15 protein-coding genes and 1 pseudogene are annotated in these 15408 nt (G+C 40.2%); 8 read left to right on the top strand and 8 right to left on the bottom strand.

Annotation, left to right across the window (positions count from 1 at the left end):
* A partial coding sequence (locus CALSC_RS03040) for a TerB family tellurite resistance protein (protein ID WP_200817541.1) occupies positions 1-591 on the bottom strand: 591 nt, incomplete at its 3' end.
* 146 nt (positions 592-737) lie between these two features.
* Here CALSC_RS03040 and CALSC_RS27245 point away from each other — a divergent pair.
* Entirely contained in the window at positions 738-2204 is a 1467-nt protein-coding gene (locus CALSC_RS27245) for a hypothetical protein (protein WP_235006661.1), read from the top strand.
* A gap of 136 nt (positions 2205-2340) precedes the next feature.
* Positions 2341-3444: an o-succinylbenzoate synthase gene (gene menC, locus CALSC_RS03030; RefSeq protein WP_088239948.1), complete on the top strand. Its 1104-nt coding sequence runs from the start codon at positions 2341-2343 to the stop codon at positions 3442-3444.
* An 82-nt stretch (positions 3445-3526) separates the two neighbouring features.
* Here menC and CALSC_RS03025 read toward each other — a convergent pair whose 3' ends face one another.
* The 6 genes from CALSC_RS03025 to CALSC_RS03000 all read right to left on the bottom strand — a co-directional run bounded on the left by CALSC_RS03025 (position 3527) and on the right by CALSC_RS03000 (position 10279).
* Positions 3527-3868, bottom strand: coding sequence for a DUF5615 family PIN-like protein (locus tag CALSC_RS03025; RefSeq protein ID WP_088239947.1), 342 nt, complete (start codon positions 3866-3868; stop codon positions 3527-3529).
* 3 nt (positions 3869-3871) lie between these two features.
* A complete protein-coding gene (locus tag CALSC_RS03020) occupies positions 3872-4198 on the bottom strand; it encodes a DUF433 domain-containing protein (protein WP_088239946.1) in 327 nt (108 codons plus the stop codon).
* A 335-nt stretch (positions 4199-4533) separates the two neighbouring features.
* The gene (locus tag CALSC_RS03015) at positions 4534-7128 is read right to left on the bottom strand and encodes a polynucleotide kinase-phosphatase (RefSeq protein ID WP_088239945.1); all 2595 of its coding nucleotides are present in this window, start codon (positions 7126-7128) and stop codon (positions 4534-4536) included.
* A 215-nt stretch (positions 7129-7343) separates the two neighbouring features.
* Positions 7344-8018 (bottom strand): TraX family protein, encoded by a 675-nt coding sequence (locus CALSC_RS03010; protein WP_088239944.1) that lies wholly within the window; start codon positions 8016-8018, stop codon positions 7344-7346.
* 267 nt (positions 8019-8285) lie between these two features.
* Entirely contained in the window at positions 8286-8735 is a 450-nt protein-coding gene (locus tag CALSC_RS03005) for an ATP-binding protein (RefSeq protein ID WP_088239943.1), read from the bottom strand.
* Positions 8736-8905: 170 nt separating this feature from the next.
* Positions 8906-10279 carry a 3' terminal RNA ribose 2'-O-methyltransferase Hen1 gene (locus CALSC_RS03000; RefSeq protein WP_088239942.1) on the bottom strand — a complete coding sequence of 458 codons (1374 nt, stop codon included), beginning with the start codon at positions 10277-10279 and terminating at the stop codon, positions 8906-8908.
* Positions 10280-10482: 203 nt separating this feature from the next.
* Between CALSC_RS03000 and CALSC_RS02995 the strand changes: the two genes are divergently transcribed.
* The 6 genes from CALSC_RS02995 (at position 10483) to CALSC_RS27770 (ending at position 14893) form a co-directional block, all read left to right on the top strand.
* On the top strand, positions 10483-11811 hold the full coding sequence (locus tag CALSC_RS02995; protein WP_088239941.1) for a four-carbon acid sugar kinase family protein: 1329 nt from the start codon (positions 10483-10485) through the stop codon (positions 11809-11811).
* Positions 11812-12029: 218 nt separating this feature from the next.
* Positions 12030-13076: a septum site-determining protein MinC gene (gene minC, locus CALSC_RS02990; RefSeq protein WP_088239940.1), complete on the top strand. Its 1047-nt coding sequence runs from the start codon at positions 12030-12032 to the stop codon at positions 13074-13076.
* 18 nt (positions 13077-13094) lie between these two features.
* Positions 13095-13370: a hypothetical protein gene (locus CALSC_RS02985; RefSeq protein WP_200817540.1), complete on the top strand. Its 276-nt coding sequence runs from the start codon at positions 13095-13097 to the stop codon at positions 13368-13370.
* A 105-nt stretch (positions 13371-13475) separates the two neighbouring features.
* Positions 13476-14288 carry a septum site-determining protein MinD gene (gene minD, locus CALSC_RS02980; protein ID WP_088239939.1) on the top strand — a complete coding sequence of 271 codons (813 nt, stop codon included), beginning with the start codon at positions 13476-13478 and terminating at the stop codon, positions 14286-14288.
* A 33-nt stretch (positions 14289-14321) separates the two neighbouring features.
* Positions 14322-14669, top strand: a complete 348-nt coding sequence (gene minE / locus CALSC_RS02975) for a cell division topological specificity factor MinE (RefSeq protein ID WP_088239938.1) — start codon at positions 14322-14324, stop codon at positions 14667-14669.
* Positions 14670-14758: 89 nt separating this feature from the next.
* Entirely contained in the window at positions 14759-14893 is a 135-nt protein-coding gene (locus tag CALSC_RS27770) for a hypothetical protein (RefSeq protein WP_268807176.1), read from the top strand.
* 86 nt (positions 14894-14979) lie between these two features.
* Here the strand turns inward: CALSC_RS27770 and CALSC_RS02970 are convergent.
* Positions 14980-15107 (bottom strand): annotated as a pseudogene (locus tag CALSC_RS02970) (IS1 family transposase); the annotation flags it as partial.
* Between the last annotated feature and the right edge of the window lie 301 nt (positions 15108-15408).

Below are 15408 nucleotides of genomic sequence, written 5' to 3'. Positions count from 1 at the left end.
AGCTGGTAAGATTGTCAACATATCCCGCGCCGCTTTGACAAATACAGCATCCAATTCCTGAAAGCGCACAGGATCGAGCAAAAAGCGGACTTCTTCTACAATAGTTGAATCGAGATTTTGTTGATGAGTAAATGCAGCCTCAAAAACTGCTAAATACTGGGATTTGATACCTAAACCCTTGGCTAATATCTGCAAATACTGTTTCTCGCGGGAATCCATTTCTCCATCAGCAGCAGACATTTCATAGCCAAAGCCAATTAATAAAAGCCGTTGAGATTCTGTCAGTGTAGCCGTTAATGTTAAGACATCATTACTTTTTCCATAAAGCTGATTTTCCTTAACTCCTTTAATCATCAAATGGGTTAATCTACGCACATCACTTTCTGGCATACTGAAGCTATATAGAGTTGTAAGTAGCCTTTTTTTCTCAGATTCCGCCACTTTACCATCGATAAATATTACACCCAGCAACACCGTTACTAAACTTGCCAGAAATATCACTGGTGGTGTTATATCCTTTTGGCTGAGGTTTTTCCCAGTAATAAGTGACAACAAATCAAGTGCTTCTTTCTTAACCAGTAATGTATCCATAAATACTAATTATTGATAGAGTTACCCGTACTTAGTATGCCCAGTCTTTAGTCAAAATTTATCCATGCATAGAGTAATTACGGTTACTATCTGTTTTCCGTAATAGCTAGGCTTAAAACATTAGTGCTTTATATAACCTCAAGAATATGTTATTTACATTTCCCTCTGCTATTCAAGCTGGTATTGCAGCTGGTAAATATGTACAAGTATTTAGTAATGGAGTCCCCATTGGTATGGTTAGGGACTCTGTAACTGGAAAATTTGTTAGTCATGCGATAGGCGCAACATTAGATGGTAGTCCCTTATCACCATTTATTTCTCCACTTCAGTTTTTGATTAAAGGAGCTGGTATGGTACAAACCCATATAGGTTTCCAAGATACTTACCAACGAATTGATGCAGTAAAATCGGGAGTACAACTAGTACAACAAGGTATAGGGGTTCTTCAAGCAACTTCAGGAGTGGGAATTGCTATGCAGGGAGCAAGTATGGTACAAAACCATATGGGTTTTCAAGAAACCTATCGCCAAATTGATCTAGTAAAAGCTGGTTTACAATCCCTACAAGCAAGCGTGGGAGTCTTACAAGCAACCACCGCATTGATTGGTGTCGGAACTGTAGCTAGTGTAGCCTTGGGTGCTGTCAACTTACACCAAACCCTCAAACTTCGTAAAGAAGTCGAGCAAATGCGCTTAGAGGTCAAAAATGGCTTTATTGACCTAAAACAGGCACTCAAAGACCAAGGAGCGGAAATTAGACAGATAATTGAACAGGTAGCCCAAGATATTAAATTTGAACAACATCGCATAGTATTAATACGGGCTTATGGACTATTTACCCAAGCACTAAACCGCTTTTGTTCAGCCATGCAATTGCAAGATCCTCATCGCAGAAATGCAGAAATTGATGGCTCGCGGGAAATGTTATTCACAGCGTTAGCAGATTATACCAATCCCCACTTGTTAGGAGAAACCTCTGCCCCCGGACAGCTACGCAGATTAGAATGTGCTTGGGCAATAGAACAGGCTATTGTTGCTACCTATCAAGCCCAAAACGAGATGTCAGCTGTTAGTGACAGACTTTACCAACTTCAAAATACCATCAGTGAAAATGCTTGCATGGTAATTGACTCCTGTGATGCAGAAGATGAACTAGATTTCCTATTCCCAGAAATGAGCCGTATTCGTAATCACGATGTTGCAGTTGTGGAGACATGGCAAAATAAAATTGATTGGATGCGTTCTCTTCCTCCTTCAGAACTTGAATTGTTAAATAGTGCTGATTTTCAATCTTCAGAATTTGACGACATCCCAGACACAAACGAAACCACAACAGCTTTAGCAGCACCACCAGAACAACTTGTATATGAAAGTATAAGCGAAAAATCCCATTTCTTTTCCCTACGTGACCAATTAAGCTTGATGTTCAAACCAGCACTACGCCAAGACTATGAAGCCTACGTACATCAACAGGCTAGGGTTGCTGGTTACAGAACATTGGTTCCCCAGAACTTACAGCAAGCTTCTGATTTAACCGTTGCAAACCTCTATTACTACTTTAAAATTCGGGATGAATCGGAAGCAACAGAAGCGTTAGAGGCTGTAGCAATATAAGTAATTTGGTTGAACAATCACCATTGTATAAATACGATATAAATTGAGGTTTTTATCCAGACTAAAAATAGTTGATTAGCATGTTGGGTGAAGGTACAAGATATGATTATTTTATAACAACAATGGAATCAATAAAATGATTATAGAGAGTGCCGATATCTTCCTTTTTGAGTTGCCTCTGATCAAGACTTACACAACTAGTTTTGCAGAGATTAAAAGTAAAAGGAGTATTATTGCTAAATTAACTGCTTCTGGTTTTGTGGGCTATGGAGAGGGAGCAACTTTACCTTTTCCATTTTATGTACCAGACTATGCCGATGTTTCGTTTTTGGTTCTCAAAAAATATATACTCCCCCGTATTATTGGGGTAGATGTGGACAATCCGGCTAGTTTATGTGACTTAATGTCTCATATCAAAGGCTATTCATTTGCTAAAACAGCGGTTGAGACTGCCTTTTGGGATCTGTACTCCCAGATGCTAGATAAACCCCTGCGAGAAATATTAGGTGGAGATAGAAATGAAGTTGAGGTTGGTGGTGCTATAGGAATCATCAAAAATAGAGATCAGTTTCTCAAAGAAGTTGACGCTAATGTTAACAAGAACGTACCCAGATTAAAAATTAAGATTGAGCCGGAATGGGATTTAGAACCTGTTAAGTTGATTAGAGAGAAATATCCTCACCTTCCTCTCCTAGTTGATGCCAATTCTGCTTATACCCTTGATGACATTAATCTTTTTAAAAATCTTGATGAATATAACTTAATGATGTTAGAGCAGCCTCTCGCCTGGAATGATATTGTTGATCATGCCGAGTTGCAAGCACAAATAGAGACTCCAGTTTGTCTTGATGAGAGTATTCTCTCCGCAGAAGATGCCCGTAAAGCATTGAAAATTGGAGCTTGTAAAATTATCAATATCAAACCTGGGAGAGTCGGAGGGCTGACTGAAGCAAAAAAAATTCACGATCTTTGCAGGGAAAACAATGTAGGTGTATGGTGTGGAGGCATGCTTGAATGTTCTGTTGGCAGATTTTTTAATCTTTCAATAGCTAGTTTGCCAGGTTATATTTATCCCGCAGATATGTCTTCTAGTGAGCATTATTTTGCTGATGATATTGTGGTTAATAAATATATTGTGCAGGGAAAAACCACAAAAGTACCAGATTTTTTAAGTGAATTTTGCGTAGACGAGGATAAACTTTGTAAGTATACTGTTGAATCAGCAAGTGCCTCAGATTGATCAACAGGCTAGGGTTGCTGGTTACAGAAAATTGGTTCCCAATAACTTACAACAAACTTCTGAACACAAGCCCTAGTCATTTTCAACTGGTAGGGCGTACAACACGAATCAATTTACCTATTAATGGTTCCTCTTGATGAATTGCTTCATTAATTCGAGTTGCCATTTTTAACCTATCAGTATCATTTGTACAAACAATAATACCTAAATGTTCGGGTGAGCTTCTATGCAATTTGATAAAATCTTGACGATTTAATGTGATAACAGTTCGATTATCGTTGATTGCAAAGGCTAATACTTCGTCATCTGGAATACCTAAATTTGCATTACCAGCTGACTGTACAGTTAAAACATCATGTCCCATTGTTCGTAACAATTCACAAACTTTCCATGGGAACATTTCATCCGCATATAAACGCGCCATGATTTAAGCAGCTTCATTAGCACGGATAGCAGTTTCCATTTCTTCTGGATAAGCATCTGCATATATCCAAGCATTAACTAAATCAGCTGCACTAATATGAGGATAATCTTGCAAAAGTTGGACTTCAGTAATTCCCAGACGACGTGCTTCAACTAATAGCCAAATTGCAATCCGAGTTCCAGTAATGCAGGCTTCTCCACCACAAACACCCGGTGTTTTTGTGATACCTTTTGCCCCAATGTTAATGCTTTGAGTTAGGCTTTGGATAATCGCGGCTTTTTCTGTTGGATGTAATGCTAGGATTTTATGTTCTAGTTCTTGGATATTCATAGAGTAAGTAACTAAAATTTATATTGCAGTTACTTCTAGTATAGCGGTGGAGGTTTTGGTATTGTTTCTACCTTTTTTGGGTTTAAGGTAGAAGAAAACATTTAAACTGCGATAATTGTTACTATAATTCCACATAATAACATCAGACAATACATTGCAGCTTACACATAAATTTTAGCTGGTTTGAAATTTGAAAAGAATGTAATTCATCAATTATTAAGGGAGGAAATTATGCAAGAATCAGATCGCAATCTTTCGTAGGTGTGGATTGAAACTTTAGGAAACCCAACATTACCGATAATGTTGAATTTCCATACTGGTTTATCATCACCCCATCACAACCTGGGATCTACAGGTTCGCTCTCCAACGCCAAAATCCCAAATACACACTCATGCACCCGACGCAGGGGAGAATGAGCCACAAAACGCTCTAACGCCTCCACCCCTAAAGCAAACTCCCGCATCGCCAAGGAACGCTTCAATGATAAACCCCTTTGACGCAAACGTTTGAGATTATTAGGGCTAGAATATTCTGGTCCATAGATAATTCGCAGATATTCCTGTCCGCGACACTTCACCGCAGGTTGAATAATCCCTTTATTACCCTGGACAATGAAATCCATTGGTTTCACTACCATCCCCTCACCCCCAGCTTTGGTCAATTCTTGCCACCAGTGAATACCCTCAGCTTGACTACTTAAATCAGTTAAATTTATTACCTTGTAATTAGTTGCCATTAATATTTGAGAGTCGCACTGGGCAACTTTAGCAATTTGTTCCATATGCCAACGGTGGTCTTTATCTGTATGCACAGCCTCTGCTGTAGCTAGGATATGAAAAGGAGCTAGTTTCAGGTCAGAAATATCATTCACAGACCAACAATAAGGACGGTAAGCACTGATGTAATGCTGTGCCATATCTAACCTTTCTTGGTAAGCACTAAGTTGTTCTCTCACATCAACACCTCGATCGCTTGCTTGCTGTAGCAAATTTATCGTATCGGTCAGAGCAACCTGGGAAGCAATCCCCACAGGTGCATATTGCTCTTTTAATAAACCTTGAGCTTTAACAGACCAAGGCATGAGTTCACAATCCAGACACACCCAATCTGTATTAAATTCTGACCAAAAACCGCTTTCTTTTAGGGCTACATTCACCCGTGCCAGCAATTGTGATTCTACCTCTGAGTGATCAAAAAATCGCCTACCAGTGCGAGTATAGCAAATACCAATACCTTCATCCACTACCCCAAAACGTTCTCTAGCGGCTGATTCATCCCGACAAATTATTACCATCGCTCGGGAACCCATGTGTTTTTCTTCACAAACCACTTCCGTAATTCCCCTGCTCTTATAATAATCAAAAGCTTGTTGGGGATGTTCCAAATATCCTGAAGTTTGGCTAGTTTCCACAGGAGACATGGTAGGAGGGAGATAAATTAACCACTTAGGATTTGCAGCAAAACGACTCATTACTTCCAAAGCCGCGATCGCATTTTCTTCGCGGATAGTAATATTGTTTTTGAGGCGAGTACTGATAATTCGTTTACCCAATACATCCTCTATGTACAACACATCATCTAATTGTTGTTGTGCTGTGAGGGCAGAATTATTCAATCCACCAATGGGCTTGGCTGGTTCACAATAGGTATGTAGGGCTGAAGTACTGACAATTTCCCTTTCTGGATAGCGCAGTGCTGTGAGTTGACCACCAAATACACAACCTGTATCAATATCAATAGTATTGTTAAGCCATTCCGCTTCTGGTACGGGGGTATGTCCGTAAACAACCATCGCATCACCCCGATACTCTGCTGCCCAATTGTAACGGATGGGTAGGCCAAATTCATCAATTTCCCCCGTGGTTTCACCGTAGAGAGCAAAGGAACGAATTTTACCGGAACCTCTTCCTTGGTACTCTTGTTTCATCCCCGCATGGGCTACCACTAATTGTCCATCATCCAATACATAATGGCTGACTAAGGTATCGATAAACTTCTTCAGTTCTTCAATAAAGGCTTGGTTGACATCTGCTGGTAATGCTTCCAATTCTGCCAATGTTTTGGCTAAACCATGACTAACTCTGATATTTTTACCCCGTAATTTCCGCAGTAATTTATTTTCATGGTTTCCAGGAACACACATGCCAGTGCCAGCTTTGACCATATTTCGCACTAACTTGACTGTATCTAAAATTCGAGGACCTCGATCTACTAAATCTCCTAAAAATACTGCTTTACGTCCTTGGGGGTGTTGGTATGTGGGAAAGTTCCAAACATCAGATGTTTCCGATTCTCGTTCATCTGCGGGGATTTGCACATAGCCCAATTTTTCCAATAATGCTTCCAACTCATCACAACAGCCGTGGATATCGCCGATAATGTCAAAAGGACCATGTTCATACTTACGGTTATTCCACAGGGGTTGGCGTTCAATTTCCACAGCGTTAATTTCTGCTACCGAATTGAGAATATGTACGTAACGAAAACCCTCCTTCTCCAAACTTCGTAAAGAACGTCTTAAACTCTGGGTATGGCGACGTACCACATGGGGACCAAAATTGCGGTCGCTTCTTTGTTGATTGCGATCGTGGCATAATTGTTCTGGGAGGTTGAGGACAATTGCTGTGGGGAAGCAATGATATTTACGAGCAATTTGTACTAAGGTTTTACGATCCTCTGGCTGCACGTTTGTGGCATCAATGACTGTGAGTTTCCCGGCTTCTAAGCGTTTGGCAGTGATAAAATGTAGTACTTCAAAAGCATCTTTAGAGGCTGCTTGACTATTTTCATCATTGGATACCAAACCCCGGCAAAAATCTGAAGATATGACTTCAAAAGGTTGGAAGTGTTGGCGAGCAAAAGTAGATTTTCCAGAGCCAGAAGCGCCAATTAAAATTACTAGGGATAATTCAGGAATAGTTACTTTCATCAGGTATATTTTTTATAATTAACAATAAGATTTATTTGTGAGAGAAATTTATTTGTTTGGAAAGTTAGCCTAATTCTTATCTACCTTGAGAACCGTAGTTTCCTAACATGAATGTGGGATTGCTTCCTTACGTCGCAATGACACATCCAAATAATCAGAAACTCCAGATTTCAACATAGACGGGTTTTAGTTCGGGAGCATCCCATTTAATTCTTCTATCTTAACGTCATTTTTATTAAAGCTAGGGCGGCAAAATGTAATGGATAAATTGCATATAGCCATCTAGTCATAACGCCTCGCTGTTCGTTATATAAAATAATGAATAAAGGTGCCAATATCCCCATTAATTCGATGACTGGATATTGAAGAAAATACCAATAGAATAAGTTAATTGCTATATATACTATCCACCAGTTTATATCGAAAGTTTGATAATTGAAAATCGACATTAAAAAAATCACTGTTAAACCATATGCTCCTCCTTCCAAGCAAGGAATATTACTCCAATAACAGGCAAAGACAAAGAATAAAATAGTAACTGCGATCGCTATTTTGCCAAAAGCATGAACTGTTGGTTTGCAAGCTCGAATCATCAACACTCCTGCTGCTAGAGTAAATAAAATATTTAACTGCTTTGGCTTGGTGTCAAACATCAAATAATAAATATATTCATATATAGGTTGAGAGATAATACCTAGCAAAATTAATCTAGTGACATATTTTGTGATATCTGAAGTGTGTTTTTCTCCCATAGCTGCTAACCATGCAAATAAAGGAAAGCTTAAACGCCCTACAGCCACCATCATAGTTACGTCAGGGAAAAATAATCGCCCAATGTGGTCTATGAACATAAAGATGAAGGCAATTATTTTGATATCAAATGATGTCATTTCAGTTATCAGTTATCAGTTATCAGTTACCTCATCGATAAATCGAGGGGCTTGAAACTCAGATTTTTTTGTGCATAGATAAACAATATTTCAACTCATTTTCCTTGCCTCCTTGTTGAAAATTATACCAGTTTAAAAAATGATTGCGACAGATATAAATTTGCAAAGCTTATGTAGTAACTCTTTCACAATCCAAAATCTAAAATCTAAAATTTAAAATGGGATCAGGGACTTGAAATATTGATAGAAAATACGTAGTAAATATGATTAACTCTCATGATTAATTCTCTCAATTTTAAATGAATAATTATCACCTGTTTTGACTATATAAATATCATCAAAACCTTCTTTTAAATCGGGAAAAACTAGCTTTTTGTGAGTTGCTAAAAGTCCAACCATAGGAACTACTTGCTTGTGAGGACGTTGATTATTCCGTTGCTTGCACTCTGCTAACGATGATTGAAAGTAGTAAGCTAGGACTCGAAAACCTTTTGCCTTCGCTGGTTGAATATAGCGACTTCTGTCTTCTATCGTTGGGTTTGTGTTATCCACAACGAAACCCTGCTTAGCCTCTAAACAAGCTTGGAAAATAATTTTTTCTCGGTGACGGGTTTTCAGCATATCTAAGTTAATCCGGATATGGGTATCTAAAAAATACTGGCGGTAACATGAGGATTTACCTGCACTCTGGATACCAATGAAAATAATCGCTTCCATGATGAGAGAAGAGTGAAGGAATGAGAGAGTGAGAGAGTGAGAGAGTGAGGGAGTGAGTGAGGGAGGGAGTGAGGTAATGAGAGAGTGAGAGAGTGAGAGAGTGAGGGAGTGAGGGAAGCAATTATTTTTAACTCCTAACTGTCAACTGTCAACCGTCAACTAACAAATCACTATTTGCGAGAAAATATACCCATTTGGGTTGGAGCCCCTACTTCTAGATCCTCGTCTCCCACGGCTTGAAATTCCACGGTATAACTAAACTTTTCTCCTATTCCCTTTGCCCAATTTTGAAATTCTTCCCTAGTCCATTCAAAACGATGATCTTGATGACGCAATTTACCAGGGGTAAGGCTGGGAAATTTGACGTTATATTCTATGTTGGGGGTGGTAAGAACTACTGTTCGGGGTTGGGCGAATTCAAATAATACCCGTTCAAAGGCTGATAATCGAGGTAAATCAAGATGCTCAATTACTTCAATGACTGCGGCTGCATCATATCCCAGCAAGCGTTTATCTTTGTAGGTGAGTGCTCCTTGCATCAATTGTACATTGCCAGATGAGGACAACCGTTCTAATCTTTCATCTGCTCTTTCTAAAGCCCTATAGGAAACATCAACACCAGTAATTTTGTGAAAATAACCATCTTTTGCCAGTTTCTTTAACAAATTACCTTGACCACAACCCAAATCAACTATTCTCTTAGCACCTTTATTTTTCAAAGCTGCAACCACTGCATCTAAACGTTGCTGATTCAAACTCAGAGGTTTTTCTACTGCTGCTTCTTCCTCAGCTTGCTTTTCTGCTGCTCCATCGGGATCTGGCTCATCTTCCTCTGTTAGTTGGAAGAGGGCGATGCGAGTCAATTTTGGCTGTCTTTTGAGATAACGTTTAATAATTTGTTCTTGGGCTGGATGTTCCTTTAACCAACCCTCACCGTGACGTAACAGTTTCTCTACTTCGTCATCACCAACAAAGTAATGTTTATCATCATCCAATACTGGTATAAGTACGTAGAGATGGCTGAGTAAGTCAGAAAGGGTCACAGTATTTTGTAACTCTACTGTGTAATATGGGCTTTGTCCCCATTCAGGAAATTTTTCATCCAAGATATAACCTTGGGCGCTGACAGAGTATCCCAAAGGCTCAAATAATTGTCTGAGGAACCCTTCACCACCGCGACAGGGTAATACAGATAGGTTGGCGATTAAGGGGATGGGGGTTTGGACTAATTCTGGTAATTCCTTGCAGCGTCCATTTAAAGCAGTACTAAATACTTGAGCGATCGCAACACTTAAAAATGAAGAAGCAACGTAAGGGCGATCGCTCACATATTGGATTAAATTACTACTCCTTCCGCGCACTAATTTTACGGGATCAACATCTAATAGTAATGCAGCCGTACATTTTTTTATACTAGCCTCTGGATAAAAGATATGTGCTTGTCCAAAGGATAGAGGAAAAGATTGACAACGGTCTGGATGCTTATGCAATAAGTAACCCAGGTCAGTTGCAGGTTGGTGTGTTGTGGTAATTGTTAGTAGCATTCACTTTCAAAAAGGTGAACATGGGTGAGAATAGTGAATACTACCTTAACAAAACTGATGATTACGGAGAAGTTAAGGGTATGAAGGATTTTCTACCACATGTATAGTAGGGTGGGCAGTGCCCACCTTACCCTTATTGAGAAGGTGCAAGATGTGAGATAGTGCTATATCTATCCAGAATCTCAAATAGTTTGACTTGAAAGATGAGCAATAAACCAAAAATCATAGTTTTAGATGATGACCCTACTGGCTCCCAAACAGTCCACAGTTGCTTGCTGCTAATGGGTTGGGATGTGGATACCTTGCGTCTGGGCTTGCGGGATGATGCACCGATTTTCTTTATTCTCACTAATACTAGGGCATTAACACCAGATGCAGCGACCAAAGTCACCAGAGAAGTATGTCAAAATTTGAAATTGGCACTAGATGCTGAAGGAATCAAGGATTTTCTAGTAGTGAGTCGCTCTGACTCTACCTTACGAGGACATTATCCCGTAGAAACCGATGCGATCGCTCAAGAACTTGGTTCATTTGATGCCCATTTTCTAGTACCGGCTTTTTTTGAAGGAGGACGTATCACCCGCGATAGCACACATTACCTGATAATTGATGGTGTCCCCACCCCAGTCCATGAAACTGAATTTGCCCGTGATTCCGTATTTGGCTACCATTACAGTTACTTACCTAAATATGTGGAAGAAAAAACTAATGGGCAGATTAACGCAGACTCAGTAGAAAGGTTTATACTTGAAGATATTCGTGCTGGTAGTCAAGAGCGATTAATGCAGTTAACTGGTAATCGCTGCGGTGTCGTTGATGGAGAAACCCAAGCAGATTTAAACCAATTTGCCCAGGATATTCTCACCGCAGCCAGTCAGGGCAAGCGATTTCTATTTCGTTCCGCCGCTAGTATTTTAACTGCTTTAGCAGCCTTACCACCTCAAGCGATCGCCGCAGAAAATATGGCAAAGTATGTGCGGGATGGCAAACCAGGAGCAGTAATTGTTGGTTCTCACGTCAAAAAGACTACTCAACAACTAGAAAAACTACTGCAAGCTTCAGGAACTGTCGGCATTGAAGTCGAGGTGTCAAAATTGTTAGATGGGGGTAATGCATCAGCAACCCTTCTAGAATCAGCCCTAGGGATGGTAAATCAGGCACATAATGACGGCAAAACACCAGTGGTATATACCAGTCGTCAGGAATTAACTTTTACGGACGTAGAGACACGATTGGCGTTTGGGATTCAGGTTTCTAGTTTATTAATGGCTATTGTCCAGGGATTACCATCTGACATAGGATTTTTAATTAGTAAGGGTGGTATTACCTCCAATGATGTTTTAAGCACAGGTTTAAACTTGACTTTTGCCCGATTACTTGGTCAAATTTTAGCTGGCTGTTCTATGGTGCGTACTCCCTCAGACCATCCCCAGTTTCCTAATTTACCATTAGTATTATTTCCAGGCAATGTTGGTAATGCTGATGCCTTAACTGTCGTTTATCAAAGATTGAGTAAGCACCTTGGAGGCTAGCTGGAAGGAGTGAAGGAGTGAAGGAGGGAAAGAGGGAAGGAGTGAAAGAAGTGTGGGAAGTGTGGGGAGATGAAATAACTAACCATCAACCCTCAACTACCAACTAGCAACTACCAACTAACAACTAACAACTAACAACTAACAACCGTCCCCCGCAATGAACTATAAATCATCTAACATAGTTAATTGCTCAGTATCTCTCTTTTGGCTGGTAACGCATGAATTCTGATTCTGCCACCCCTAATATAAATTCCCACTCTACCTCTTCGGGTGAGGAGAAAGATGATAATTCTATTCTTCCCGATGCAGAGGTTAATTCTGTTCTGCAATATTTAAGGTCAAATGCGACCACTGTCGATAATGACCTACAGCAACATCAAGCACCCTCCCAATTACCTGTTGGGAATATAAACAAAAATGAGAACCTAGATACAAATAAAACATCCCCTAACAAAAATGGGGATGAGAAAAATCAAATCCTCGACTTAAATTCCCCAGATTTACAACCCTTAGTCAATCTTAATAAAAATCTGCAAATCCTATTCAAAAGGGAAGATGGCAAACTATTATTAATTTTGCCCAGAGAATCCCAAATACCTACTGCCGAAGTTAGCTTGTCAGAAATTTGGCAACAACTAAAACTGCGCCTCAACGCTGGCGATCGCTTACAATCTTCCCAGACTCCAGTACATCTAGTAGCTGGGAACCGCCTACTAGATGTAAGGCATCTCCAAGAATTAGCAGAAATCCTAGGAGAACATCAAATACAGCTCAAATCCGTATCTACCAGTCGCCGTCAAACTGCGATCGCGGCTGCAACTGCGGGTTATTCTGTAGAACAAGTAGAAATAGATTCCCTACTTTCCCAACCTCAATCTACTACCACCTCCTTAGCTGATGCCCTTTACTTAGAAATGACTGTTCGTTCTGGAGTGGAAATTCGCCATCCAGGAAGCGTTATTATTTTGGGAGATGTAAATCCAGGTGGTAACTTAGTGGCAGATGGCGATATTCTAGTTTGGGGTCGCTTGCGTGGAATTGCCCATGCTGGTGCTGGGGGTAATCGTCACTGTCTGATTATGGCACTGCAAATGGAACCAACCCAATTGCGAATTGCCGACGCTGTAGCTAGAGCCCCAGAAAAATCACTTACCCAGTTTTACCCGGAGGTGGCTTACATCGCACCGGAAGGCATCCGTATTGCTAAAACTAATGATTTTTCCAGACCCCAACTCACCAACCTGAATTTACCGGATGAAGATTGAATAATTTATAAGTGTAGGGTGAAAAAAGAGTCTTTGTCTTTAGGAGAACGAGTTTTTAATTGTGAGTCAGCGCGTTGGGCGGTTTCCTCGACTTGGAGCGACTGGCGTTGGCGCAGCCTCTCCGGAGGAGATACCCGTAAGGGTGAAAACTGCGGTTTGCAAATAGACAAAGATTTAAATGCCAGTATTAATTTGAGTCAGGCGGTGAGTTCCACCGTGATAGCCTGTGGAGTAGATAACGCCGACGTTGCTACGGTGAAGCAGGAAGTTAACGTCTTTTCTGCCAATGAGTAGATTTAGGTAAGTTTAACAGAACGGCGCTCATACTTTATAATTCATATTTCCATCCACTGTTTCATATCCTATTATCCTCATCCCTATTGAGAGCGCGTTTCGATCATGACTCGCATTGTTGTTATTACCTCCGGTAAAGGAGGGGTGGGTAAAACCACAGTTTCCGCTAATTTAGGCATGGCTTTAGCCAAAATCGGTCGTCAAGTTGCCTTGATAGACGCGGATTTTGGTCTGAGAAATTTGGATTTGCTCCTGGGACTAGAAAACCGTATTGTCTATACTGCGGTGGAAGTTTTAGCCCGTGAGTGTCGTTTAGAACAAGCCCTAGTCAAAGATAAACGACAACCAAATTTAGTATTGTTACCTGCTGCTCAGAATCGTAACAAAGATGCTGTTACTCCTGATCAGATGAAATTACTAGTAAATGCACTGGCACAGAAGTATCAATATGTAATTCTTGATAGTCCTGCGGGCATTGAAAACGGATTTAAAAATGCGATCGCTCCTGCGAAGGAGGCTCTAGTTGTCACCACCCCAGAAATTTCTGCGGTACGGGATGCTGATCGTGTGGTTGGGTTACTGGAAGCGCAGGGGATTAGGCGTACTCACTTAATCATTAATCGAATCAGACCCACCATGGTACAGGCAAATGATATGATGTCCGTAGAAGACGTTCAGGAATTACTTGCCATTCCTCTAATCGGGGTAATTCCTGATGACGAGAATGTAATTGTTTCTACTAATCGCGGCGAACCTTTAGTATTAGCGGAAAAGGAAAACTCCTCTTTAGCTGCTATAGCTTTCGAGCATATTGCCCGCAGGCTAGAAGGGGAAGCTGTGGACTTTATCGATTTAGATGCACCCCCAGCAAATATTTTTTCCCGTCTGCGAAAGCTGTTGTGGACCAAAATAGTTTAATTTCCTCAATTCCTCTTATGCACATCCCTAGCAATGATTCTTGAACTTCTAGAAAAACTTTTTTCTCGCGGTGCTGACAATAGTCGTTCTGAAGTCAAACGCCGTTTACAATTAGTAATATCCCACGACCGCGCTGACTTAAGCCCCCAGATGATGGAAAAAATGCGGCAAGAAATCTTGGAAATTGTTTGCCGTTATGTAGAAGTGGAAAATGATGGTTTGGAATTTTCCCTAGAAAGCAATCAAAGGACAACCGCATTAATTGCTAATTTACCCATCCGCAGGGTGAAAGAAACTCCGGGGAAAGAAACACAAGTTAATAACGATAATACTAGTAATAATGATGATAGTCAGGCTTCTTCGCCAGTTAGTGGCAAATAATCCATAGTGTTTGTTTCACTAATGTAGGCGGAGAAAAAATTGATTAGGGGGATTTGCATTTATGCCGAAATTATAGTTGGAGTAAAACTGTGCAACAGTTAGACCAGGTGATTCATGTCGCCAGTCAACCGAAAGAATGCCCAAACCCAAAATGTTGTGATTTCGTGGAAAGTGGCTGGTCTGTATTTGAGTGTTACAAAGTTATGATGACATTTGAGGATTAGATCACTTCCATGCAATCCAGACAATGATTACTAGAGCCACAGACATTGCATATTTGCGGGATAAATTAGCAAAATACGGGTATTTATCAATACTTCAAATCATGAAGTAACAACCGAATAGAGTACTTAAGCATATCCACGGATTTAGAATAGCATAATGTTTTTTATGTAGGTGTGCAAGATAATGGCGGAAACGTGTGTTTTTTCTTTTAATTGCAAAGTTATTTAAAGCTTTGTGTCTTTTTGCCGGAAATTTTGCTCATGTAAGAACCTATGGTGCATAATTAGAATGCAGCTTTTTATCTATGTATTTTCTCGCGTGTGAAGTGAAAAAATCGGCATTGCATCGTTGCGGGATGATAATCAAATTTGCATAAGCTGAAACTATTGATAAATCAAGGAAAAATTTCTTCGTATATATTAAAATCATCCCTTGATTGTGCAACGCCAACAAATATCTTCCTCCCCTAAGAGGATGTTTGGAAAGTATCGCTCATTACCCAAAATCCCTGTTG

The sequence above is a fragment of the Calothrix rhizosoleniae SC01 genome (assembly GCF_900185595.1).
Taxonomy (GTDB): domain Bacteria; phylum Cyanobacteriota; class Cyanobacteriia; order Cyanobacteriales; family Nostocaceae; genus Calothrix_A; species Calothrix_A rhizosoleniae.
This window is presented reverse-complemented; position numbering and strand designations above follow the sequence as displayed.

What these genes read in the sequence shown, in the direction of transcription:
- CALSC_RS27245 (WP_235006661.1), top strand. Translation starts at nt 738, where the DNA reads ATGTTATTTACATTTCCCTCTGCTATTCAAGCTGGTATTGCAGCTGGT.
- menC (WP_088239948.1), top strand. Translation starts at nt 2,341, where the DNA reads ATGATTATAGAGAGTGCCGATATCTTCCTTTTTGAGTTGCCTCTGATC.
- CALSC_RS03025 (WP_088239947.1), bottom strand. Translation starts at nt 3,868, where the DNA reads ATGGCGCGTTTATATGCGGATGAAATGTTCCCATGGAAAGTTTGTGAA.
- CALSC_RS03020 (WP_088239946.1), bottom strand. Translation starts at nt 4,198, where the DNA reads ATGAATATCCAAGAACTAGAACATAAAATCCTAGCATTACATCCAACA.
- CALSC_RS03015 (WP_088239945.1), bottom strand. Translation starts at nt 7,128, where the DNA reads ATGAAAGTAACTATTCCTGAATTATCCCTAGTAATTTTAATTGGCGCT.
- CALSC_RS03010 (WP_088239944.1), bottom strand. Translation starts at nt 8,018, where the DNA reads ATGACATCATTTGATATCAAAATAATTGCCTTCATCTTTATGTTCATA.
- CALSC_RS03005 (WP_088239943.1), bottom strand. Translation starts at nt 8,735, where the DNA reads ATGGAAGCGATTATTTTCATTGGTATCCAGAGTGCAGGTAAATCCTCA.
- CALSC_RS03000 (WP_088239942.1), bottom strand. Translation starts at nt 10,279, where the DNA reads ATGCTACTAACAATTACCACAACACACCAACCTGCAACTGACCTGGGT.
- CALSC_RS02995 (WP_088239941.1), top strand. Translation starts at nt 10,483, where the DNA reads ATGAGCAATAAACCAAAAATCATAGTTTTAGATGATGACCCTACTGGC.
- minC (WP_088239940.1), top strand. Translation starts at nt 12,030, where the DNA reads ATGAATTCTGATTCTGCCACCCCTAATATAAATTCCCACTCTACCTCT.
- minD (WP_088239939.1), top strand. Translation starts at nt 13,476, where the DNA reads ATGACTCGCATTGTTGTTATTACCTCCGGTAAAGGAGGGGTGGGTAAA.
- minE (WP_088239938.1), top strand. Translation starts at nt 14,322, where the DNA reads ATGATTCTTGAACTTCTAGAAAAACTTTTTTCTCGCGGTGCTGACAAT.